Origin of the sequence: Ancylomarina sp. 16SWW S1-10-2 (genome assembly GCF_009669305.1) — a bacterium.
Lineage (GTDB): Bacteria > Bacteroidota > Bacteroidia > Bacteroidales > Marinifilaceae > Ancylomarina.
The window spans coordinates 168608-192059 of sequence record NZ_SADB01000005.1 but is presented as its reverse complement, the minus strand read 5'-3'; the positions used below and the strand labels follow the sequence as shown (position 1 = coordinate 192059).

Below are 23452 nucleotides of genomic sequence, written 5' to 3'. Positions count from 1 at the left end.
CAACTGATAACAGAAAAAAATAATGACTGACAGAAAACGAGATCATATTGATTTGGCTCTCCTTTCGCATATGGAAAATGCATTGGGAGATAAGCGGTTTTATTATGAACCTCTTTTAAGTGCACATCCTGAAAAGGAATTGAAGCCTTTTGAGTTTTTGGGTAAGCAATTGCGCACACCAATTTGGGTTTCGAGTATGACGGGTGGAACCGAAAAAGCAGCTAAAATCAATTTGAATTTAGCTCGTGCTTGCGCTCAATTCGGAATGGGAATGGGCCTAGGCTCGTGTCGTTCCTTACTCGATAGTAAGGCTCATTTTGCTGACTTCGATATGCGATCAGTCATTGGTGATGATTTGCCTCTTTATGCGAATCTAGGTATCTGTCAGATTGAAACATTGATTAAAGAGAAGGCTTTGGATAAAGTTGAAGCTATGCTTCAAAATTTGCGATCTGATGGTTTAATTGTACATATAAACCCGATGCAGGAAAGCTTGCAGCCTGAGGGAGATCAATTATTGCGTTCTCCTTTAGAAACATTGCAAGAATTTATGGAGGAAATTAAGGTGCCACTAATTGTAAAAGAAGTTGGACAAGGCATGGGGCCTAAGAGTATAGAGGCTCTTTTAAAATTGCCTCTTCAAGCCCTAGAGTTTGGAGCTTTTGGCGGAACTAATTTTGCAAAAATTGAATTAATGCGTCATCCTGAAAAGGCAGAGCAAGTCTTGGAATCTTTGAGTGAAATAGGTCATAATGCTGATGAGATGCTCCAATGGGCAAACCATATTTATGAGAATAATAAAAGTATTAAGTGTAAAGAATTAATCATATCAGGAGGAATTACATCCTGTTTAGATGGTTATTATTTGATGAAAAAAAGTAAGATGCCAGCTATTTATGGGCAGGCTTCAGCTTTATTAAAATACGCTCAGGACGAATATTCAGTGCTTGAATCTTATATCGAGAGTCAAGTTAAGGGGCTAAAGTTAGCCGAGGCTTATTTGAATCTTCGTTAGTAAAATGAGATTGAAGAATTTGGTGTAAAAAATATCCTTATGGACAATAAGATAATAACAGGCTTTTCGAAGCTTTCACGTATTGAAAAATTAAGGTGCTTGGGAGATATAAGTGGAAAGGGAGCGCAAATTGAAGCGGATTTGGATTATTTCAGATTGGATGATCTAGAGCAGCAGAATTTGTTAGATGAGATTAGTGAGAATACCTTATCAAATTTCTTTTTGCCATTTGGAATTGCGCCTAATTTCGTGATAAACGATAAGGTGTATCACCTTCCAATGGTTACGGAGGAAAGTTCTGTGATTGCCGCAGCTTCGCGTTCAGCTAAGTTTTGGGCTAGTCGTGGTGGTTTTAAAGCAAAGGTTGTTTCTGTTGAAAAAACAGGGCAGGTTCATTTCTTGTGGAATGGGAAAAGTGACCGTTTAAAGCAAGCTTTTCCTGACTTGAAGAAAGAGTTGTTGTGTGCAACGCATGGTTTAACTAAAAATATGCGACGTCGTGGTGGTGGTATTTCAGACTTGTCTTTAGTTGATATGAGTCATGAAATGGAGAACTATTATCAGCTGCACGTGAGTTTTGATACGCTCGATGCCATGGGTGCTAATTTTATAAACTCTTGTTTGGAGATGATGGCTAGCACTTTGGAATCATTTATTCAAAGCCAAAAAGATTGGACCGATGAGGAGCGTGACTGTGAGATTATCATGTCGATTTTATCAAACTACACCCCTGATTGCCTAGTGGAATGTTGGGTTGAGTGTGATATTAAGGATTTAGATGATGTTTTTGATGGTATGTCTGGTGAGGATTTTGCCAATAAATTTAAGAAAGCAACACAAATTGCTGAGCTCGACGTTTACCGAGCTTGTACGCACAATAAGGGAATTATGAATGGGGTTGATGCTGTGGCATTGGCAACGGGGAATGACTTTAGAGCTGTTGAAGCGAATGCTCACGTTTGGGCATCGCAAACAGGAAAATATAAAAGTTTGACCAAGGCTACAATTAGTGACGGTCGTTTTAAATACGAACTGAAATTACCACTTGCCTTGGGTACTGTTGGTGGTTTAACAAAGCTTCATCCTTTAGCAAAACTAGGACTTGAACTTTTGGGTGATCCTTCAGCAAAGGAACTTATGATGATGACAGCTGCTTCTGGCTTAGCTAATAATTTTGGTGCAATTCGCTCATTGGTAACTACAGGAATTCAGCATGGACATATGAAAATGCATTTATCAAACTTGCTGAATACCTTCAATGCTAATAAGGCTGAGAAACTGAAGGCTCAAACTCGATTTGCTAAATCAACTGTAAGTTATAGTGAGGTTGAAAATTTTTTGAAAGCCATTAGAAATACTAAATAAGTAGATTTGGAACAAAAACAGTTTTATTATTCGAATGGGAAACTCCTGATTACTGCAGAGTATTTGGTGTTGAAAGGGGCTTTATCCTTGGGTGTTCCGACTCAGTATGGACAATCTCTTGCCGTGCATCCCAATTCGGATGAGGGTTTAATTTGGCAAGCCTATGAGAATGATGCTGAGTGGCTAAATTTTAAGCTTTCTCAAGAGGAGATTGTAGGGGGAAATCAGAATATATCTGATGAGAAAAAATTTATTGCTGAGCTTTTGAAACAAGTTTTATCGATGAATCCAGATTTTCTTAACGGTACAAATTTTAGATTGGAAACGCATTTAAATTTTAATAGAGATTGGGGCTTAGGTTCTAGTTCAACTCTAATTAATAATATTGCTCAGTGGGCTAAGGTGGATGCATTCGATTTGCTAGGTAAAGTATCAAAAGCATCGGGCTACGACATTGCTTGTGCACAGAGTAATACACCTATTCTTTTTCAGAGAGTAAATAATAAGATCTGGACTGAAGCTTGTATTTTTTCTCCAAAATTTAAAGATCAGATTTACTTTTTGTATTTGGGAAAAAAGCAAAAATCAGAAGATGAGGTTAAACGATTTTTAGCTCAAGACAGAGATTATACGCGTGAAATTCAAGAAATTTCTAGTTTATCACTGAATCTTTTAGATGCCGTATTGGCTTCAGATTTTGATAAGATTATTGATGAGCACGAAGCTATTATATCAAGCTTATTAGGCTTATCAAGTATTAAGAAATTAGCTTTTTCCGATTTTGAAGGATCCATTAAATCCTTAGGTGCTTGGGGTGGCGATTTTGCAATGGTTCGAAGCGATTGGGACAAAAATACATTGACAAATTATTTCAAATCTAAAAGCTTAAATACACTTATCCCTTGGGGGAATATGGTGCTCGAAGATGAAGTTGATTTGTAAGAAAATAAATTTAGTAGAATGTGTCGGGCCATGAGAAAAGCTTTAACATACTCAAAAACAAATAAAATGGCGGCTTCCATCCGACCAGAATATAAAATTATACTTGGATGAAAAATACGATCATTTGGGAAAGCCCATCTAATATAGCTCTGATTAAATATTGGGGCAAAATGGAGGTTCAATTACCTTGTAATCCTTCCTTAAGCATGAGTTTAAAAAACGCGGTATCTCGTTTCGAACTCACTTATTCGCTCAAAAAGGATGGTGAGAAAGATCTCATATACCTTTTCGAAGGAAAAGAGAATAAAGCTTTTGAGGACAAGTTGAGTCGATTTATAAATTCTGTTGCGAACGATTTACCTTGTGTCACTAAATATCAACTTAAAATATCAAGCTCAAATACTTTTCCACATTCGGCAGGTATTGCGAGCTCGGCTTCAGCAATGAGTGCTCTTGCACTTTGTCTTTGCTCTATGCAAGAGGCAATTGATGAAATGGAAATGCCAAAGAGTTTTTTTCTACAAAAAGCTAGTAGAATTGCGCGTTTAGGTTCGGGGAGTGCTTCTCGCTCGGTATTTGGAAACTATGCTATTTGGGGTGATTCGGAAGGCTATTTAGAGAGCTCAGATTATTATGCTATCCCTCTAAAAGATACGATTCATCCTATTTTTCAAGATCTTCAGGATACGATTTTGATGATAGATTCCTCTGCAAAAAAAGTGTCGAGTACGGCTGGTCACGCATTAATGAATAATCATCCTTATGCAAGTGCTCGTTTTCAACAGGCACGATTAAACATGTCTGAATTACTTGATGTATTAGCAAATGGAGACTTTAATCGATTTATTCGAATTGTAGAGAATGAAGCACTTAGTTTGCATGGTTTAATGATGAGTTCGAATCCATCCTACACCTTGTTAAAACCGAATACATTGACTGTCATCGAACGGATTAAGACCTTTAGGGAGAAAACGCAAACTCCTTTATGTTTTACCTTGGATGCAGGTCCAAATATTCACCTTTTATATCCTAAAGCTGAAGAGAATGTTGTTTTGAATTTTATAAAGCAAGACTTAGTTGACCTTATGGAAGATGGAAAATATATTCAGGATGGTATGGGAGACGGACCTAAAAGAATTAAATAAGACTTTGAAATGAATCATAGACCCGAACAATATTACGCTAAAATTTTACTCTTTGGGGAGTATGCTGTCCTGTTTAATTCTATGGGATTAAGTATACCCTACACGCATTTTAAAGGCGAGTTGAGTTTTATCGATGAGAATAAATATACTGATAGGCTTTTTGCTCGCCGATCGAATTTGGAACTTCAGAAATTTTGTGATTATATAGAAGAAAATCAGTTCGATTCCTTTATTCATCTTAAGCTGTTAAAAAAGGATGTTACTAGAGGTTTGTATTTTGAGTCGAGCATACCCGAAAGTTATGGTTTGGGTAGTTCTGGAGCTTTGTGTGCAGCCATTTATAAGAAGTATGCTATAAAAACTATACCTAATAATCGAATTATTAGAGCAGAGCAAATTACTGAATTAAAAAGCATATTTTCTCAATTGGAATCGGGTTTTCATGGACAAAGTTCGGGCTTAGATCCTTTAAATTCATATCTAAAATTGCCTTTGCTGATTCATAATTCACAAAAGATAGAATTGGTAACCCTTCCTGGTCGTAAGTTTGGTCAGAATAGTGCTATATTTTTAGTTGATACCGATAAACAAGGTAATACGGCTCCATTGGTTAAGGCCTTTCTTAAATCTTGTGAAGAAGAAGTCTATTCCGAACAAATAAAAAAGGAATTCATTCCGCTCAACAACAGCTGTATTGAAGAATTGATTAAAGGTGAGTCTACACCCTTCTTTAATAATGTAGCGAAGCTTTCGAGCTTTCAATTACAACATTTCCGTTCTATGATACCTAACGAATTCCTTTCCATATGGGAACTAGGTCTCGAAAAGAAGATGTTTTCACTTAAGCTTTGTGGTTCGGGAGGTGGTGGTTTTCTTTTAGGTTTTACGCAAAACTACAGTCAAACTCAGGAGCTACTCAAGATAAAAGGACATAAAATAGTTACGGTATATCAGAATAATTGATAAAAAACAGATCCCAATTTACTAATGTAAATCGGGATTTAGTTTATAAAGTTAATTTTAATTCTATTTCAAATTTGCCTTTGACTTTGGTTTACGTTGTGCTTTAAAATGACGGAATTGCGCTTGCAGACTATAAATACCTCCTACTATAACGAGAAGAAATATAATTTGCTTACGTCCTAGGTTGAATTCAGCTACAAAACCCTTGCTTAGCATTACTACTGACATTACAACTAGTACAAGTGTTAAAACGCCTGACAGATGAGCGATTACTGAATTTCCGTTTTTAATTCCCGATGTAAAGCTTAATAGGATAAGACCAAATACAGCGGGAATAAGTGCTGTAAATTGAGTGTCTCCCATTTCAACATATCTCATAATGAAACCAAATGCTCCCAATAGGATTAGAAGTAGAGCGTAAAGTGTATTGATGTTATGTACTTTGTTCATATTTAATTGCTTTCATTTATTTAGAATAAATAAAAATACGAATTAATTAGGATAATATAACATGGCAAGGACATTTTATATCAGGAATAAAAATCGGGTTTAAGCATAATAAATATGCATTAGGCCTATGTTGTAATTTAAGGAATGTTTTTTTCGCTAAGACTGCTAGTCTTTACTTTTCGCCTTAAATGCAAATAGTAAACAAAAGAATTAAGTTAGGCTGATTCTTGTTGACTATTTACTGTGTAAAACCAATAACACTTGTAATTATAGTAATTTCAGGCTGAAAAAGTACAAGAAACTAACCTTTAAGCCAATCTAAAATATTTTTCTTTTTGTTGAAGAAATGCTAAACTCAAGTCTTGTAAATTACCCCTTATTTTATGGGATGGAAAAGGAAAAAAACTAAAAATAAAAAAGGCTGTTCGTAATGAACAGCCTTTCTTGGACAACCTTAAAACTCAACCATATATTGATTATCGAGCTTTAACTACTAGGAATTTTGAAGATTTCCAAAATTCGTCAGCATTAGTAATAGTAATTCCTTTACCTTCTTCAAACTTGTATGAGTTTGCAGGGTGAGTAGTTACCATTGTAATCTTCTTTCCTTCAACAGGAATCAAAGTAGTTTCAGTGATATCAATTTTCTTAAATTCTTTTGTATCAGCATTCTCATTTAAAACTTTAGCAGAAGCAATTCCGATGATACCACCTTTAGTAGAAATTACATTCTTAGCTTTTAGCTCAGAAGTAGAACCTACTACATAGTAAGCAGTGTTCATAGAAGTTGTTCTTTCGCTAATAGTTTTTGCTTGATCAGCATTTTCTGTAGTCAATTCAGTAACTGCAGTGTTCAATTTAGTAACGTTAGAGTTTAAACCTTCAACTTTAATATCAAGTTGAGCAATTTGCTCTTTCATAGCAGCGATGTCAGCTTCTTTTTGAGCAACATCAGCTTTCAAACGTTCTGTTAATTTTCTCAACTTAGAGTTTTGGTACCAGCTACTTTTAAGTTTCTTATCTAACTCAGCAATCTTAGCATTATTTTGCTCGATTAAATTGTTGATAGAAGCTATGTTCTTAGCTATTTTTTGTTTTTGAGATTTTGTAGGTGTTTCTGAAGCTACTGCTACAATTTTCTCTTTTTCTTTAATGATCTCAAGATTCTCTTCGATTGAATTCAAAGTAGATACGAAATCATTGATAGAAACCTCTTTTTGTTTAAGTGTTTCTGTAAGTTGTACCTTATCAGCCTTTAATTGTTCAAGCTCCTTTTGGTTACAAGCAATAAAAAAAGGTAGGATTAATAATGCAATAATAATACGTTTCATAGTCATGTTCTATTCGTTTTTTCAAAATAAATTCAATAATAAATATAGTAAATATTGTGCCAAAAATGTTGAAGTAGCGAGTTTATTGAGAATTGACAGGTAAAGTTCTCTGTACCTGCATTTTTTAATGAGTAATAACAGGAGTGTAACAAACTGTATAATATGTTGTGGAAATAAGTTGTGGAATATTTCCCCACTGTTGTGGTGCAAATACACAATTATGTAATGCAATTGTTTTACTTAAATAGGAATATATGTTCTAAAAGTTGAAAAACTATCCGATAGGATAGTCTTTCTTTTAAGTAGCTCCAGTAGTATTTGATTATCAAATTTTAATAACAAGGTATTTAGAACTTTTCCAAAATTGTTCAATATTAATTATTGATAAGCCCTTGCCTGCTTCAAATTTAAATGAGCTAAGAGGATGTGTTGTAACTAAATCAATTTTTTCTCCTTTGATAGGGATTAAGTTCGTTTCACGAATATCTATTTCTTTGAATTCTTTTGTATTAAAATTTTCATCTAAAATGGTTGTTGATCCAACGCCAATAATTCCGCCTTTTTTTGAAGCAATTTGTTTTTCTTTTAAATCCGAAGCCGTTCCTATATAGTAATATGCTGTATTTAAGCTATTCGTTTTTTCTTCAATCAATTTAGAATTTTCAGTATTTTGTGTTGCTAAGTCTGTAACTGTTGTGTTTAAGTTATCAACTTGTGTGTTTAAACCATCAATTTTGATATCTAGTTTAGCAATTTGTTCTGTAAGAATTACAATGTCGGCTTCCTTACTTGTTACATCATTTTTTAATCTTGTAGTCAGTTTTCTAAGTTTTGAATTTTGGTACCAACTCTTATTGATTCTTTTATCTAAATTATCAATTTTTAAGCGGTTTTGCTCTAAAATATCATTGATTGAAGTAAGGGTGCTTTCTATTTTAGTTCTTTGTGATTTGTCTGGATTTTCAGAGTTTTCAGTGACAATTTTTTCTTTTACTCGAATAATATCTAGATTTTCCTCAATTGAATTTAGCGTTGTAACAAAATCATTAATTGCGATTTCTTTTTCGCTTGTAACTTTTGCAAGAGCAAGATTTTGTTCCTTAAGCTGTTTTATTTCTTTTTGATTACAAGCAATAAAAAATGGTAGAATTAATAATGCAATGATAATACGATTCATATTTTCGATCTTTATTTTGAGATTCGGGTTGATTTCTGTTAACCTATAATGTAAATATTGTGCCAGATTTTAAATTGTAAACTTTAAATTTTTGATTTTGTCTTCAACTTTCTGGAAATGTGTATTCTATATTTATTTTGTTAAGATGTGACACAATCATCAAGTTTATTTTCTAATTTGTAATTGTGGAGTTTTTAGCCATAATTGAGTCAGAAAACCTCAATTGTAGTAACTTAATATCAGATTATATATAAAATCCTCTAAATTTGTAGTTTACAAACAGAGTTTAACTCCTATGGTAAAAACCAAAGATCAACATATTAAATTTAAAGTTATTGCAGGTTATCTTATATTACTTATTGCCATTGTGAGCTCAGGTTTTATTGGGTATACTAGTTATGAACGCCTGATGGATTCTGTTTCACAAATTTCTAAGCCTGATGCCGAAATTTCTCAAATGAATCATCTTCTTACCGACCTTTCTGAAGCTGAAAATCACATTCGAGTTTATTCATTGACTAAAAAGGAACAATACCTAGATTTGTTTGGGGAAAAAGTTAAATCCATAAAGAATGAACTAGATTCTTTGCGTTCGAGTAAGATCAGTAATAGGCATTCAATCCAAATGATTGATTCGATGATTTTTTTGATTGATGTTCGTTCTCAAAAATTAAATGCTTTTGCTACAATTAAAAAGGAAAAGGAAGGAATTAACTATAATAAGCAAGCTTTAAAAGAATTGAGTGTTGCTTCGAAGTATTCTCGTTCTGAACTTGAAAGCTCTTTAACCAAGCGAACTACTGTTGATACAATAAAAAAGATAAAAAAGAAGGTTGATGAACCTAAGAGTTTCTTGGGCATTCGATTTGGAAAGAAAAAAGAATCGAAATATGAAGTTGTTGATCGTGTAATTGAACGTCAAGTAGTTCATATTGATAGTAGTTTTCTTCAAAAACAAGATAGTTTATTCAAAAGTTTTAGGGAAGAACTAGAATCTTCTCGTATGAAAGAGCAAGCAAATAGAGCTAGATTAAGGAGTGAGGAACTTAAGCTTGTTGACGAAAATTCGATTATACTTCAAAAGATAAAAAAACTTTTGACAGAGATAGAACAGCAACAGATTAGAGATATTAATAAGAAAGTAAAGCAGACCGAACGTATTGCAAAAGATTCAATAATTCTTATCGCTTTTGTTATAATCATCGGGTTTATTTTTGGTGTTCTTTTTATATTATTTACGCTTTTCGATCTTTCTAAATCCGATTATTTAAGGCAGCAACTCATGATTGCAAAAGCTAAGGCTGAGGAATTAGCTAAGGTAAAAGAAGAGTTTTTAGCAAGTATGAGTCATGAAATAAGAACACCATTAAATGCTTTAATTGGATTCTCTAGACAGCTAGATAAAACGGTATTGGATTCCGATCAAGCCAAGTATGCTAAGGTTATAGGTAACTCTTCGAATCACTTGCTTGGTATAGTTAATGATATTCTTGATTTGGCTAAAATTGAAGCTGGTAAATTGGTGGTTGAAAAGCAGTATTTTGAACCTAAAAAACTTATTCAAGAGGTTTATAATCTTTTAAGTGAATCTGCTAAAAAGAAAAAAATTGAATTTTCTTGGTCTTATGAAGGTGAAGATGAATATTATTTTGAGAGTGACCCCTTTCGTTTAAAACAGATTTTGTTAAACTTAGGTTCTAATGCCATAAAATTTACTGAAGAAGGATCGGTGAAAATTAAAGGATTCTTAGAATCGAATGGAGATAAGAATACATTAAAAGTGTGTTTGGTTGATACGGGTATAGGTATTTCAGCTGATAAACTGGAGCGTGTATTTGAAGATTTTAGTCAAGCCGAGTCTTTTTCTGCACGAAAATATGGAGGTACAGGTTTGGGGTTATCTATAAGTAGACGATTAGCACGAATGCTTGGTGGAGAATTAAATGTTAATAGTGAATTGGATAAAGGCTCAGAGTTTTGCTTAGATTTACCTATTAATAAAGGTGAGGCTATCGTAGAGTCTTCTGTGTTTAAGTCAATAAATAAAGTGCCCGAAGAGCTTAAGCAAAAAACGATATTAGTTGCCGAAGACGATGAGTACAGTTCTCTTTTGATGCAAACTATTTTTAAAGGCTGGGGGCTTAAAACAAGTTTTGTAAATAATGGTTTAAAAGCTTTAGATTGTTTTAAGAAGACAACTTATGATATTGTATTGACTGATATTCATATGCCTGAAATGGGTGGTGTCGACTTATGCAAAAATATTCGAACTTCTCTAAATCTTGATATCCCGATTATTGCTTTAACAGCTAATGTTCGTAAGGTTGATCTGGATAAATATATTAAAGAGGGTATGTCGGCATATTTATTAAAGCCATTTGAAGAAGATACTTTGCTAAAAGTACTCTGCGAGCAGTTAAATCTAAAGTTAGAAGCGAGCTCAATGGAAAAAGAGCTTGTAGTTTCCGAACCTAATAATTTCTTGTTCGATTTGTCTGAGATAGAAAAATTTTCAGGAGGAGATAAAGCTCTAATTAATAAAGTGCTTACTAGTTTTGTTCGTGTAGCCAAAGAGAGTTTAGAACTTATAAATAATGCTTGTAATGATTCTAATTATACTCAAGTAGGTGAGTTGGCTCATAGAATGCTGAGTTCTTATCGACAGCTTAAGATTGAGTCAGCTAGTAAAATTCTTATTGAGCTTGAAAAGCTGATTCATAAGGAAGATACAGAGTTTAAGAACCCAGATAAATTGAAAAAAGCAATCTTAGAATTGGAAGAGATCTCAAATCAGGTTTTTGAGCAAATTATTGATCTGCAAAAAGACTAGTTGACAATTACAGTTTACCTCCATGAAAAACTCTGAAATATTTAGAATGAGAATAGATTGGAATGAAGTAATCAATCTGAGATTTTTTAGACCAATAAGTGAGGTATAAACCATCAAGTAATGGTCTGAATATTAGTAGATAAAAAAGCCCTAAATTAAACTTGTCGAATAATTCTGTGCAAAAAAGGAATAATGGAGCAACTGCCAGTAAATAGTAAAAAGTTAGAGCTATAAATTTTTTTGTCATTTCATTTATTGTTTTAAAATACTATCCTTCAATACCGTATTGCTTCATTTTAGAATAAAGCGTTTTTCTATCAATATTGAGTAGACGTGCTGCCTTTGATTTATTGTTATTTACCTCGCGTAGTATGTCAATAATCTTATCTCTCTCTGTTGAAGCCTGTATCAGTTTCAGGTCTGTAGTGCTGTCAGCAATGCTTGTACTTTCTTGATAATGCAGTATTTCTGGAGGTAAAGCTGAAATTTCAACAGATTCACCAGGACTTAAAAGTAAGGCTCTTCGCACCACATTTCTAAGTTCTCTTAAGTTTCCAGGCCAGTTGTAAGCTTTTAATTTTAGAATAAACTCATCAGAAAAATCAGTAATGTTTTTATTTAATTCATCATTCGATAACTTTAGAAAGTTGTCAGCAAAAAGTCTGATGTCTTCTTTTCTTTCACGAAGAGCAGGAACCGATATTTTAAATTCGTTTAATCGATGATATAGATCTTCTCTAAACTTGGCTTTGTCAACCTCTTTCATTAGGTCTTCGTTGGTTGCAACCAGGATTCTTACGTCTGTGTCAATGTCTTCATTGCTACCAAGTTGTCTTATTTTTCTTTCTTGTATTGCTCGTAGTAACTTAATTTGTATTTCGTAAGAAAGGTTACCTATTTCATCAAGAAATAAGGTGCCTCCTTTAGCAAACTCAAATTGCCCTTTTTTATCAGTAATTGCACCTGTAAACGAACCTTTGGTGTGTCCGAATAATTCACTTCCTGCTAATTCATTCGATAGGGCACCACAGTCTACAGCTACAAAATGTTTGTCTTTCCGTGCACTAGCTTCATGTATTCTTCTAGCAACAATTTCTTTACCAGTACCACTTTCTCCTTCAATAATAACAGACATATCGGTAGGAGCCACTAGATTTATATATTGATCTATTTGAATGGAATTTGGACTTTTACCACGAACAAATTCGATCTTAGGCTTTATATTAACTTTATCTTTTTTTCCTGATTTTGAAATAGCGGATTTGATAAGAATAAGAATTTCTTCAGGATTAAGTGGCTTAGTTATGTATTCGTAAGCTCCCAATTTTATGGCATTTACGGCAGTTCGAATTTCAGCATAAGACGTCATAATGATGACTGGCGTGTGAGGATTCAAACTTTTTATTTGTTTTAGAAGATCAAGTCCATTGATGTCGGGTAAGCGAAAATCACTTATGACTAGGTTTGGTTTAAAACTCTTAAATTTTTTTAATCCTTCATTGGCAGAAAAAGCAATATCAGATTCGAAACCTTTTTTATTAAGAAGGCCTTGAAGCATGATACAGATCGTAGGATCATCATCTATAATGAGGATTTTATTCATAATGAGTTTATTATAAACTTAACTGTACAAACAATTTAAACAAAATTAATTAAAAAGCTTCGATGGAATACTATGTATTGAGAAAAAATGAAGGATTGTAAGCTTGCAGGAGCAATTTTACAATCCTTCTAACAGTTACTTATGAATTTTCGCAAGAAGATCTATGGCAAAGATCAACTCTGCTTGCGTCAAAAAAGTGAAAGGTTAAAATGACTTTCTGCTTTTCTTACCCGAAAGCTAAACTCATGACTATAGGCAGGTCTTCTGGCTTATCTCAATGTTGAATACCTTCCCGTTTACCAAAGGAAAAACAGTGGTTGTTTTATTCAAAATATAGATCCAAAATTAATTGAACCGAGACTTACAGCTGCGGGGACAGCTCCTGTTTTTAACAGGATTCCCTATTATTCCTTTCGAAACCCAAATCGTTCTACAAGTTTAATTAAAAAATGATAATTTTTCAATAGTTTTCTATCACTGTTTTAAAAGAAATCTTCTTCTTCATTTTCGATTAAACCTTTTTTCCTAGTGTTTGTTGATGGTGTATTACAATCAAGATCAATATTGAAGCCTTTAGGTTTTTCAAAATCACCTTGAAACATATTTAAAGATTTATCAGCATACACTTTTTGCATATAAAGAGCCCAAATAGGTAAAGCCATATTGGCTCCTTGTCCTAGTCGAATACCTTCAAAATGGATAGCTCTGTCTTCAGCACCTACCCAAACTCCAGAAACAAGGTTTGGCGTAACACCCATAAACCATCCATCTGAATGATTTTGTGTTGTCCCAGTTTTTCCTCCTATTGGATTGTGAAGGTTATATTTCCATCCTAGTCGTCCTCCTGTTCCTTGTTTCACTACACCTTCAAGAAGGTTTGTCATTAAATAAGCTGTTTTGGCGCTCATCACCTCATGTTTTTGTGGAATAGAGTGCGCAACTTCGGTACCTTTGCTATCTTCTATTCTAGAGATAAATCGTGGTTTAATGTAAACGCCTTTGTTGGGGAATGTACTATATGCACCAACCATTTCGCGAACTGTAATTTCCGATGTTCCAAGGAATATAGAAGGCACAGGATCGATTCGACTGATGACGCCCATCTTCTTAGCCATATTCACAATTGCTTGTGGCTTGAATTGCTTAAGAACCCAACCCGATATATTATTAACTGAGTTGGCTAATCCCCATTTAAGAGTTACCATTTCTCCTGTTCTCTTACTTGTTGAATTTCGAGATGTCCATGTGGTTCCATTTCCCAAATCGAATGTTTGAGGAATGTTAGGAACTTTATCGCAGGGCGTTAAGCCTTCTTGCATGGCAACTGTGTAAAGAAAAGGTTTAATGATAGAACCAACTTGGCGTTTACCATTATTCACCATATCGTACATAAAGTGTTTGTAGTTTGGACCACCAACATAGGCTCTTACTTCACCTGTTTGAGGTACCATTGACATAAAACCAGCTCTAAGAAATCCTTTGTAATATAACATTGAATCGTTAGGTGATAAAATGGTGTCACGCTCCCCTTTCCAAGTGAATATTCTTATTTTTGTAGGTGTAGCAAAAATCTTTTTGATAGAATCAAGTGATAGATCTTTGTCTTTTAAAACACGATATCTTTCACTTCTTTTCATCGATCTAAATAAATTATCTTTTACTTGCTCATCGCTCAAATCATCTGAAAAAGGTGGGTTTTTATGATATTTTTTTTCATTGTTAAAAGCAGATTGGAGGTCCAGTCCTAGGTGTTCTTTTACGGCTTGTTCAGCATATTTTTGCATACGAGAATCGATGGTTGTATAAATTTTTAGACCATCTGAATATATATTATAAAATTCTCCATCTGTTTTTTTATTTTTATGACACCATCCATAAAATGGATTATTTTGCCATTCAAGAGAATCCTCAATATACCGTTGTTTTTGCCACGAAGGATATCTACTTTTCACCGGTTTCTTTGCAGTTAATGATGTTCTTAGGTATTCTCTAAAGTAAGTTGCGATACCTCTTTTATGATCTACTTTTTGGTAATCGATGCTAAGAGGTAATTGTTTAAGTGAATCGGAAACCTGTTGGTCAAGGAAATCGTATTTTACCATCTGACTGAGTACTGTATTTCGTCTGTCACGAGTCAATTCAGGTCTTCGTAGTGGATTATAATAAGATGAATTTTTAGCCATACCAACTAACATGGCTGACTGTTCTATGCTTAAAGAATCTGGAGTTGTATTAAAATAAACACGAGCCGCAGATTTGACGCCTACAGCAAGATTTAAAAAGTCATATTTATTTAAATACATCGTTAGAATCTCTTCTTTCGTATAAGAACGCTCTAATTTAACAGCAATTACCCATTCTCTAAATTTTCTGAATACCATATCAAGCTTGTTCTTGAATCGTTCTCTAGGAAAAAGATTTTTAGCCAATTGTTGAGAGAGAGTACTTCCTCCACCTGCATTTTTGTTTGCGGTAATAAGTCCTTTAGCAACTCTAAATAAGCCGATTAAGTCGATACCGGAGTGGTCGTAAAACCTAACATCTTCAGTTGCTACTAAGGCATGAACCATGTCTGGAGATAAATCCTCATATTTTACAAAACTTCTGTTTTGATAATAGAATTTTCCTAAAAGGACTTTATCTGCAGAATATATTTCGGTAGCTAAACTGTTTTTGGGATTTTCAAGTTCCTCGAAACTTGGCATAAAACCAAAAATTCCATTTGAGATACCTATAAATAGAAGGAAAACAGCTAGAACAATTGTTGAAAATATAGCCCAAAATGCGATGATATATTTTTTGAAACTTTTTGATTCTCTAGGTTTACCATCTTTATTAATAAGATCTGACTCAGTCATATTATCTAAAATTAAGTGTTGTTCGGCTTTGTTTATGTACTATCAAACGGTAAAAATAGTAAATAAAACAACAATTCTCACGAGTAATTTTTACTTCAGAAATAGAGCACTCAAAAAAAGAGTTTTAAAAAATAGTCTTATAATAATTTGGATTATAGGTCGCTTATGTTTTTACTTTGCACAAAATTTTAGAGCACGATTTTCCATAAATAGTGATGCGATGGTAGAGAATTTAGTTATTGTTGAGTCCCCTGCAAAGGCGAAAACAATTGAGAAGTTTTTAGGTGATAATTTTCTTGTAAAGTCCAGTTTTGGGCATATTCGAGATCTTGATAAGAAAAATTTTGGTATTGATATCAAGAATAACTTTCAGCCTAAATATATTGTTTCGGTGGACAAGAAGAAAGTTGTAACAGAACTAAAGAAGTTGGCGAAGGAAGCTAAGATTGTCTGGATCGCATCTGATGAGGACCGGGAGGGAGAGGCTATTGCTTGGCATTTGTTTGAAGAGTTAAAGCTTAAGAAAGAGAATACTAGACGTATTGTTTTTCATGAAATTACAAAAGAAGCTATTCTTAAGGCTGTGGATAATCCACGCGATATAGATAACAACCTGGTAAATGCACAACAGGCTCGCCGTATTCTTGATCGACTTGTTGGTTTTGAAGTATCGCCAGTTCTTTGGAAAAAGGTTAAGCCTTCTTTGTCTGCAGGTCGTGTGCAATCCGTTTCTGTACGACTAATTGTAGAAAGAGAGCGTGAGATTATTGCTTTTAAATCGAAATCATTCTATAAAATTGTAGCTCATTTTTTAGTTACAGATAAGGATGGATCAAATAAAGTTCTAAAGTCTGAACTTCCAAAGCGATTTGACACAAAAGAGGAAACGCTTAAATTTCTTGAATCTTGTAAGAACGCAGAATATCATATTGATGATATCGTGAAGAAACCATCGATTAGAAGACCTGCGGCTCCTTTCACAACCTCTACGCTACAGCAAGAAGCAAGTCGTAAATTAGGGTTCTCCGTTTCTCAAACTATGTCAGTTGCCCAGCGTTTATACGAGGCTGGGAATATTACCTACATGAGAACAGATTCTGTTAATTTATCAGAATTAGCTTTAGGTGCAGCAAAAAAAGAAATTATAGATTTACATGGTGAAGACTATGTGAAAATTAGAAAATATACCACAAAAAGTAAAGGTGCTCAGGAAGCTCACGAGGCTATTCGTCCAACCTATCTTAACAAAGTAAAAGTCGAAGGGGAATCTAATGAAAAGCGTCTTTACGATTTGATATGGAAGCGTACCATAGCTTCCCAAATGAGTGATGCTTTACTTGAGAAAACAAATATCAAAATTAGTATTTCTACAAATGAAGAAAAATTTGTAGCAACTGGTGAGATGATTAAGTTTGAAGGTTTCCTTAAGGTTTATTTAGAGTCGAATGACGATGAAGAACAGAAGCAAGAACAATCACTTCTTCCTCAGGTAAATGTTGGTGACAAGGTAGAGAATGAGTACATCAAGGCTGTACAAAATTTCACACTTCGTCCTCCACGATTTACTGAAGCAAGTTTGGTTAAGAAACTTGAGGAATTGGGAATTGGTAGACCATCTACGTATGCACCTACAATTACTACGGTGCAGAATAGAGGTTATGTGATTAAAGAATCGCGTGATGGAGTTCAGCGTCAATATGAAGTTCTTAACTTGGTTGATAATACTATCGAAGAAGAAATCAACACTCAAATAACGGGAGCTGAAAATAAAAAACTTTTTCCGTCTGATATAGGAATGGTTGTCACTGATTTCTTAGTGGAGCATTTTTCAAATATCATGAATTATAATTTTACTGCTGAAGTAGAAAAGGAATTTGATGAAATTGCTCTTGGTAATTTAATTTGGCATGAAATGTTGGGTAAATTCTATTTCCCTTTTCATGAAAATGTAGAAAAAACACTTGAAACATCCGAACGTTCAAATGGAGAGCGAATTCTTGGTGATGATCCAAAAACAGGTAAAGTAATTCTTGTTCGTATTGGACGTTATGGTCCAATGGCACAGCTTGGAAAAAGTGTTGAAGGAGATGAGGATGAGAAACCTAAATTTGCAAGCCTGCATAGAGATCAACATCTTGAAACAATTACTTTAGAAGAGGCTATTGATTTGTTTAAGTTGCCAAGAGATTTGGGACTTTACGAAGATAAAAAAGTGATTGTTGCTATAGGTCGATTTGGACCATATGTTCGTCACGACGGTAAATTTTCATCTCTACAAAAGGATGTTGACGATCCAATGACTATAGATTTGGAAAGAGCTATTGTGTTAATTGAAGAAAAACGCGAAAAGGATCGCTTGAAGCATATTAAATCTTTTGAAGAGGATGCTGAAATAGAGGTTTTGAATGGCCGATGGGGTCCATATGTTTCTTATCAGAAAGAAAATTACAGACTTGCTAAGGATATTGATCCTAAGGAACTTTCTTATGAAGATTGTTTGAAAATAATTAAGGATGGTCCTCAAAAGAAGAAAAAATTTGTAGCTGCTAAGAAGACGACTACTGCTAAAAAGAAGGCTCCAGCCAAGAAGAAGGTAGCTGCTAAGAAAACAGTGACAAAGAAGAAAAAAACAGTTGCTAAAAAGAAGGAATAAGTCTTTAAAATAGCTTAATAAATGATTTAAAAATCCAACGAAATTATTCGTTGGATTTTTTTTTGTGTACATAAAAATGATTATTCCAGGGAAAATGTTTAAATTAGACTGTTTTTATATTAATGTAGAATAGGTGTTTTACTTGACTAATGTAGTCTCTATCTTGATGAAGCTTGTTTTAGATGAATTTTATTACTTACTTTACAGCAAACGGGATTATCATTAGTACAGAATTTGTTCGTATTCTATGAAAAAGGTATTTTTCATCATATTGATTGTAGGGAGTAGTTTAGTTTCAAAAGCTCAGCAAGATCCTCAGTTCAGTCAAAACATGTATAATTTACTTACTTTTAATCCTGCATTTGCGGGTGTAGGTGATCAGATGTCTGCGTCGGTTATCAATCGCCAACAATGGATTGGATTTGAAAATGCTCCAGTAACGACGGCTTTTAATGGTAACGTACCTTTGAAAATTGGCCGAAGAATACACGGTTTAGGTTTAACTGTAATGAGTGATAAGCTTGGTATTGAAAATAAAACCAATATAAAATTTCAATATGCTTATCAATTTAAGGTTTTAAAAGGCGCTTTGAATGTTGGAGCTAGTTTAGGTTTACAAAATAATGCCTTAAAAGGAGATTGGGAAGCACTAGATGATGGTGATGCTCTCTTAAATGGAACGAGTATTGATGCCAGTAAAATGGTTTTTGATGCTGGCTTAGGTTTTTATTATAGAAGTAAAGCTTTATATTTAGGAGCAGCAATAAGTCATATAAATAAGCCAAACGTGGCTTATAATGAAAGTTTAGAAACTTATTTGTATAGACATTATTATCTTATGGCTGGTTATAAGCATGAAGTAACGAGCCAAATTGATATTATACCATCCGTTTTTTTCAAAACAGATGCTGTTAGTAATCAATATGATATTAATACAAATGTTATATACAATAAAAAATACCGTGGCGGCGTTTCTTATAGAGTAGATGACGCTGTTGTATTTTTAGTAGGCGTATTATTAAAAAATGGTTTGGATGTTGGAATAGCTTATGATGTTTCCATATCAGATATTAAAAAGCCTTCGCTTGAATTTATGTTGGCTTATCATTTTACCCCGAGTTTGATCAAGCGTCAGCAGAGGTATAAGAGTATTCGTTTTTTGTAGTTGAAAATTGTGCAGAGTACAAATTATAAGATTATGAATAAATTTATTGTATTTATAGGAGTAGTTTTTCTATTAGGCTTATCTAGTTGCAGTCTTCTAAATAATGAAGGTGGCGAATTGGTAGGAGGTAGTAGTAAAGGAAGATATCTAGAACCTATTCCATATGGAATGGTTTTAATTCCGGGAGGTAGTTTTACTCAAGGAATTAACGATCAGGATGCAGCATGGGCTTTGAATTCTCAATCGAAACGCGTTTCTGTTGGTTCTTTTTGGATGGATGATACTGAAATTACCAATAATGAGTATCGACAATTTGTTGAATGGGTTCGTGATTCTATTGCTAGAACCAAATTGGGTGAGCAATTCGACGAGTTTTTAAACACAGAGGATGAAAATGGCAATTTAATTGAGCCTCCAACGCTTAATTGGGATACAGAAATTGACTGGGATAATGATGAATATTCTGAATTACTTGAGGAAATGTATGTGCCTGAGCATGAGAGGTTCTCAAATAAAAAGGAAATTGATTCTCGAAAATTGATTTATTCTTTTCAGTGGGTTGACTTTAAGCAAGCTGCTCTTTTATCGAATCGCTACAATAGTGAAACAGGTGAGTACGAGGGACTTGTTGATGATTATCAAGGAGGCAGAAAAAGTATCGAAGATAGATCATCATTTATAATTAAAGAGACCTTGAATATTTATCCAGATACGTTAGCTTGGATTCACGATTATACTTTTTCGTATAATGAACCATTAACTGAACAATATTTTTGGCATCCATCTTTTGATAATTATCCAGTAGTTGGAGTCAATTGGAAGCAAGCTCGTGCTTTTTGTTATTGGAGAACAAATTTGCATAATTCAGCTCTAAGAAAAGCGGGAAAATATTCTGTTCCAGAATATCGTTTACCAACTGAAACTGAGTGGGAATATGCTGCACGTGGTGGAATTTCATTAAACCTTTATCCTTGGGGTGGGGACTATACTCGTAATGATAAGGGATGCTTTTTAGCTAACTTTAAACCATTAAGAGGTAGTTATGCCGATGATGGTGGTTTTGTTACGCTGCCTGTTGGTACGTATGAACCTAATGGCTATGGCCTTTATGATATGGCAGGAAATGTTGCCGAGTGGACTTCTGCTGCATATGCTGAATCTGCTTACAGTTTTACACATGATATGAATCCAAACTACCAATATAATGCTTTACCTAACGATCCTCCAGCTTTAAAAAGAAAAGTTGTGCGAGGTGGTTCTTGGAAAGATATTGGGTACTTCCTCCAGTGTGGTGTTTCTACTTATGAATACCAAGACACTGCAAAGTCTTATATTGGTTTCAGATGTGTTAGAACTCGTCATATAAAATAATTTAGATCCTAAATAAGTTACTATGAATATTACTGAACTAGTAGAATCTCCTAGGTGGAAAAGGTTTATGGGGTATGTGTATGGATGGGGTGCATCCGTTGTATTATTAGGTGCCCTTTTTAAAATTCAACACTGGGCGCATGCAGGTACAATTCTTACTCTGGGAATGCTTACAGAGGTGATTATATTTTTCTTCTCAGCATTTGAACCACCGCATGAAGAACCAGATTGGAGTCTGGTATACCCAGAATTAATTGGATTAGATCCTAGAGAGAGAGAAGGCGGAGGCCTTAAAGTTGAAGGTTTAGATGAATTACAATCATTCCTTGAGAATGTTAGTATAGATTCTAATAAATTAACGAATCTGAGTCAAGGATTAGGTAAGCTTTCAGATGCTGCAGAGAGAATTTCAGATATGTCTGAAGCAGCCGTTGCAACAGAAGGTTATATTGAAACTCTTAGAAATGCTAGTGAATCGGTAAGTACCCTTTCTGATTCTTATAATACATCTTCTCAAAATATTTCGGAGTCAGCGACACAATTAAGTCAATCATATAGTCAATTAGCAAATGATGTCTCAAATAATGGGCGTGAATTTTCTGATAAAGTTCAAGAGTCTGGAGATAAGTTGTTGAACACTTATGACGAATTTAAAACAAGTTTGAAGGGCAACTTCTCAAACATATCGGATAGTGGAACAAGTTATGCCGAGTCTATGACATCTCTTAATGAAAAATTAGCGTCATTAAATTCTGTGTTTGAACTTCAATTAAAACATTCAAACAATCAGATTGAAGAAGGACGCAAAGTTCATGAAAATTTTAATGAGATTGTCGAAAATCTTAATGTGACTCTTGATAATACGAAAGTATATAGACAAGAAACTGAGGCATTAAATGAACGTTTATCTGCGTTGAATTCAGTGTATGGTAACATGTTGAGTGCTTTGGATATTAGTAAGAATAAAAATTAATATTTACTAATTCTTCTATTTATACTAACATGGCAGCATCGAATTGTAAAGAGACACCACGGCAGAAAATGATCGGAATGATGTATTTATTTCTAACAGCAATGTTGGCAATAAACGTATCAAACGAAGTATTAGATGCCTTTACTATAATTGATAATGGTTTATCAAAAACTGTTAAAACCTTTGAAGAAAAGAATCAGGTTATCTACGGTGATTTTAAAAGAGCTTTAGATGCGAATACAACTAAGGTAAAACCATCTTGGGATAAAGCTCAGGAAATCCAAGGTAAAGCGAACGAGCTTTGTGAGGAAATTCAGAACTATAAACTTGATTTAGTTAAACTTGCTGACGGCCCTGAAGGTCGTTTAGATAGTATCCAAAAGAAGGATAATATCGATGTTGCTGCTCAACTTATGATTGTTGGTGGTAAGGGTAAAGATTTAAAGGCTCAAGTTTCTGGTTATAGAGAACATATATTAGGAATGATACCAGTAAAAGATAGTTTGTTTAAACAAACTATTGCTTCGACTTTGAATACAGATGATCCACCAAAACAAAAACCAGGGGATCCAGCTTATTCATGGGAATCGTTGCAGTTTTCGCACATACCTTTGGTAGGAGCAGTAACTCTTTTGTCTAAACTACAAACGGATATTAGGTCGGTTGAATCTGATGCTGTAAAGTATTTATTTAATCAGATTGAAGCAGAGTCGTTTCCTTTTAATAAGTTGAAAGCTCAGGTGATTGCTAAGTCCAATTTTGTTCTTAAAGGAGATAGTTACGAAGCTGAAGTGTTTTTAGCAGCTAGTGATACAACTCAGAATCCGAGAATAAAGTTAACTGGAGGAGGGGAAATAAAGAAATTTGATGCTAACTCTAGACGTGGTATTTATTCTCGTAAGGAAACTGAATTAGGACAAAAATCATGGGGTGGTGTGGTTTATTATACGACTCCATCTGGTGAAATAAAGGATTATCCTTTTGAAGCTGAATATATTGTTAGTGAACCGCAAGTTGTAGTATCACCAACTAAAATGAATGTATTTTATGCAGGTGTAGATAATCCTGTTAGTGTATCTGCTCCTGGTTTTACAGCTGCTAATATTAGAGCAACTGTTGATAATGGGCAACTTATTAAAAAAGGTAAAGGATATATAGCTAGACCCAAAGTTATTGGGAAAATGGCCAATGTTCTTGTCGAAGGTAAGTTGGATGGTAAGTGGCGTACTTTAAAATCAGTTGAATTTAGAGTGAAACCTATTCCTGATCCTGTTGCTATGGTTGCTGGCAAAAATAGTGGTACAATTAACAAGAATCTTTTGGCCATGCAAACTGGTGTTGATGCTGTAATGGATAATTTTGATTTCGATTTGAAATTTAAAATTAAAAGCTTTACTGTTTCAACTCAGGTGAAAGGTTTTACAAGAGATGAACAATCAACTTCTGATTATTTTACTAGAGCCCAGATCAAGTTATTGAAAGGTTTAAGAAAGAAACAGAAAGTTTATATAGAGGATATTAAGGCAGTTGGACCTGATGGTTCGATCCGTAATCTTCCTGCGATATCGTTTAGAGTTAAATAAGCTCTAATAAGTTATTTTTATCGATTTA

Annotated in this window: 16 protein-coding genes and 1 riboswitch; of the genes, 11 read left to right on the top strand and 5 right to left on the bottom strand. The window is 34.1% G+C overall.

Annotated features, from left to right (window positions below; genetic code table 11):
* The first annotated feature begins 22 nt into the window (after positions 1-22).
* The 5 genes from EMN46_RS05850 (at position 23) to EMN46_RS05830 (ending at position 5430) form a co-directional block, all read left to right on the top strand.
* Positions 23-1015, top strand: a complete 993-nt coding sequence (locus EMN46_RS05850; RefSeq protein ID WP_154199743.1) for a type 2 isopentenyl-diphosphate Delta-isomerase — start codon at positions 23-25, stop codon at positions 1013-1015.
* A gap of 39 nt (positions 1016-1054) precedes the next feature.
* A complete protein-coding gene (locus EMN46_RS05845; protein ID WP_154199742.1) occupies positions 1055-2380 on the top strand; it encodes a hydroxymethylglutaryl-CoA reductase, degradative in 1326 nt (441 codons plus the stop codon).
* A gap of 6 nt (positions 2381-2386) precedes the next feature.
* Positions 2387-3322 carry a GYDIA family GHMP kinase gene (locus EMN46_RS05840; protein WP_154199741.1) on the top strand — a complete coding sequence of 312 codons (936 nt, stop codon included), beginning with the start codon at positions 2387-2389 and terminating at the stop codon, positions 3320-3322.
* Between the two features lie 107 nt (positions 3323-3429).
* Positions 3430-4467 carry a diphosphomevalonate/mevalonate 3,5-bisphosphate decarboxylase family protein gene (locus EMN46_RS05835; protein ID WP_154199740.1) on the top strand — a complete coding sequence of 346 codons (1038 nt, stop codon included), beginning with the start codon at positions 3430-3432 and terminating at the stop codon, positions 4465-4467.
* A gap of 9 nt (positions 4468-4476) precedes the next feature.
* A complete protein-coding gene (locus EMN46_RS05830) occupies positions 4477-5430 on the top strand; it encodes a mevalonate kinase (protein WP_154199739.1) in 954 nt (317 codons plus the stop codon).
* Positions 5431-5493: 63 nt separating this feature from the next.
* Here EMN46_RS05830 and EMN46_RS05825 read toward each other — a convergent pair whose 3' ends face one another.
* From EMN46_RS05825 to EMN46_RS05815, 3 genes are all read right to left on the bottom strand, one after another.
* Positions 5494-5880 carry a hypothetical protein gene (locus EMN46_RS05825; protein WP_154199738.1) on the bottom strand — a complete coding sequence of 129 codons (387 nt, stop codon included), beginning with the start codon at positions 5878-5880 and terminating at the stop codon, positions 5494-5496.
* A 476-nt stretch (positions 5881-6356) separates the two neighbouring features.
* Positions 6357-7211, bottom strand: coding sequence for a hypothetical protein (locus EMN46_RS05820; RefSeq protein WP_195715192.1), 855 nt, complete (start codon positions 7209-7211; stop codon positions 6357-6359).
* 325 nt (positions 7212-7536) lie between these two features.
* Entirely contained in the window at positions 7537-8388 is an 852-nt protein-coding gene (locus EMN46_RS05815) for a hypothetical protein (RefSeq protein WP_154199736.1), read from the bottom strand.
* Between the two features lie 295 nt (positions 8389-8683).
* Between EMN46_RS05815 and EMN46_RS05810 the strand changes: the two genes are divergently transcribed.
* Positions 8684-11218: an ATP-binding protein gene (locus EMN46_RS05810; RefSeq protein WP_154199735.1), complete on the top strand. Its 2535-nt coding sequence runs from the start codon at positions 8684-8686 to the stop codon at positions 11216-11218.
* Positions 11219-11486: 268 nt separating this feature from the next.
* On the opposite strand, the gene EMN46_RS05805 is transcribed toward EMN46_RS05810, so the two are convergent.
* Both EMN46_RS05805 and EMN46_RS05800 read right to left on the bottom strand, forming a co-directional pair.
* Entirely contained in the window at positions 11487-12821 is a 1335-nt protein-coding gene (locus EMN46_RS05805; RefSeq protein ID WP_154199734.1) for a sigma-54 dependent transcriptional regulator, read from the bottom strand.
* A gap of 236 nt (positions 12822-13057) precedes the next feature.
* Positions 13058-13260, bottom strand: a riboswitch (cobalamin riboswitch).
* A gap of 43 nt (positions 13261-13303) precedes the next feature.
* Positions 13304-15679, bottom strand: coding sequence for a transglycosylase domain-containing protein (locus tag EMN46_RS05800; RefSeq protein WP_154199733.1), 2376 nt, complete (start codon positions 15677-15679; stop codon positions 13304-13306).
* A 220-nt stretch (positions 15680-15899) separates the two neighbouring features.
* Between EMN46_RS05800 and topA the strand changes: the two genes are divergently transcribed.
* From topA to gldM, 5 genes are all read left to right on the top strand, one after another.
* Positions 15900-18332 (top strand): type I DNA topoisomerase, encoded by a 2433-nt coding sequence (gene topA, locus EMN46_RS05795; RefSeq protein WP_154199732.1) that lies wholly within the window; start codon positions 15900-15902, stop codon positions 18330-18332.
* A gap of 247 nt (positions 18333-18579) precedes the next feature.
* Positions 18580-19497, top strand: a complete 918-nt coding sequence (locus EMN46_RS05790; RefSeq protein WP_154199731.1) for a type IX secretion system membrane protein PorP/SprF — start codon at positions 18580-18582, stop codon at positions 19495-19497.
* A 33-nt stretch (positions 19498-19530) separates the two neighbouring features.
* Positions 19531-20868: an SUMF1/EgtB/PvdO family nonheme iron enzyme gene (locus EMN46_RS05785; protein WP_154199730.1), complete on the top strand. Its 1338-nt coding sequence runs from the start codon at positions 19531-19533 to the stop codon at positions 20866-20868.
* 22 nt (positions 20869-20890) lie between these two features.
* Positions 20891-21841 (top strand): gliding motility protein GldL, encoded by a 951-nt coding sequence (gldL, locus tag EMN46_RS05780; protein ID WP_154199729.1) that lies wholly within the window; start codon positions 20891-20893, stop codon positions 21839-21841.
* A 29-nt stretch (positions 21842-21870) separates the two neighbouring features.
* Positions 21871-23424, top strand: coding sequence for a gliding motility protein GldM (gene gldM / locus EMN46_RS05775; RefSeq protein WP_154199728.1), 1554 nt, complete (start codon positions 21871-21873; stop codon positions 23422-23424).
* Positions 23425-23452 lie beyond the last annotated feature (28 nt).

Coding starts and splice junctions, on each gene's coding strand:
- EMN46_RS05850 (WP_154199743.1), top strand. CDS start 23: ATGACTGACAGAAAACGAGATCATATTGATTTGGCTCTCCTTTCGCAT.
- EMN46_RS05845 (WP_154199742.1), top strand. CDS start 1,055: ATGGACAATAAGATAATAACAGGCTTTTCGAAGCTTTCACGTATTGAA.
- EMN46_RS05835 (WP_154199740.1), top strand. CDS start 3,430: ATGAAAAATACGATCATTTGGGAAAGCCCATCTAATATAGCTCTGATT.
- EMN46_RS05830 (WP_154199739.1), top strand. CDS start 4,477: ATGAATCATAGACCCGAACAATATTACGCTAAAATTTTACTCTTTGGG.
- EMN46_RS05825 (WP_154199738.1), bottom strand. CDS start 5,880: ATGAACAAAGTACATAACATCAATACACTTTACGCTCTACTTCTAATC.
- EMN46_RS05820 (WP_195715192.1), bottom strand. CDS start 7,211: ATGAAACGTATTATTATTGCATTATTAATCCTACCTTTTTTTATTGCT.
- EMN46_RS05815 (WP_154199736.1), bottom strand. CDS start 8,388: ATGAATCGTATTATCATTGCATTATTAATTCTACCATTTTTTATTGCT.
- EMN46_RS05810 (WP_154199735.1), top strand. CDS start 8,684: ATGGTAAAAACCAAAGATCAACATATTAAATTTAAAGTTATTGCAGGT.
- EMN46_RS05805 (WP_154199734.1), bottom strand. CDS start 12,821: ATGAATAAAATCCTCATTATAGATGATGATCCTACGATCTGTATCATG.
- EMN46_RS05800 (WP_154199733.1), bottom strand. CDS start 15,679: ATGACTGAGTCAGATCTTATTAATAAAGATGGTAAACCTAGAGAATCA.
- topA (WP_154199732.1), top strand. CDS start 15,900: ATGGTAGAGAATTTAGTTATTGTTGAGTCCCCTGCAAAGGCGAAAACA.
- EMN46_RS05790 (WP_154199731.1), top strand. CDS start 18,580: ATGAAAAAGGTATTTTTCATCATATTGATTGTAGGGAGTAGTTTAGTT.
- EMN46_RS05785 (WP_154199730.1), top strand. CDS start 19,531: ATGAATAAATTTATTGTATTTATAGGAGTAGTTTTTCTATTAGGCTTA.
- gldL (WP_154199729.1), top strand. CDS start 20,891: ATGAATATTACTGAACTAGTAGAATCTCCTAGGTGGAAAAGGTTTATG.
- gldM (WP_154199728.1), top strand. CDS start 21,871: ATGGCAGCATCGAATTGTAAAGAGACACCACGGCAGAAAATGATCGGA.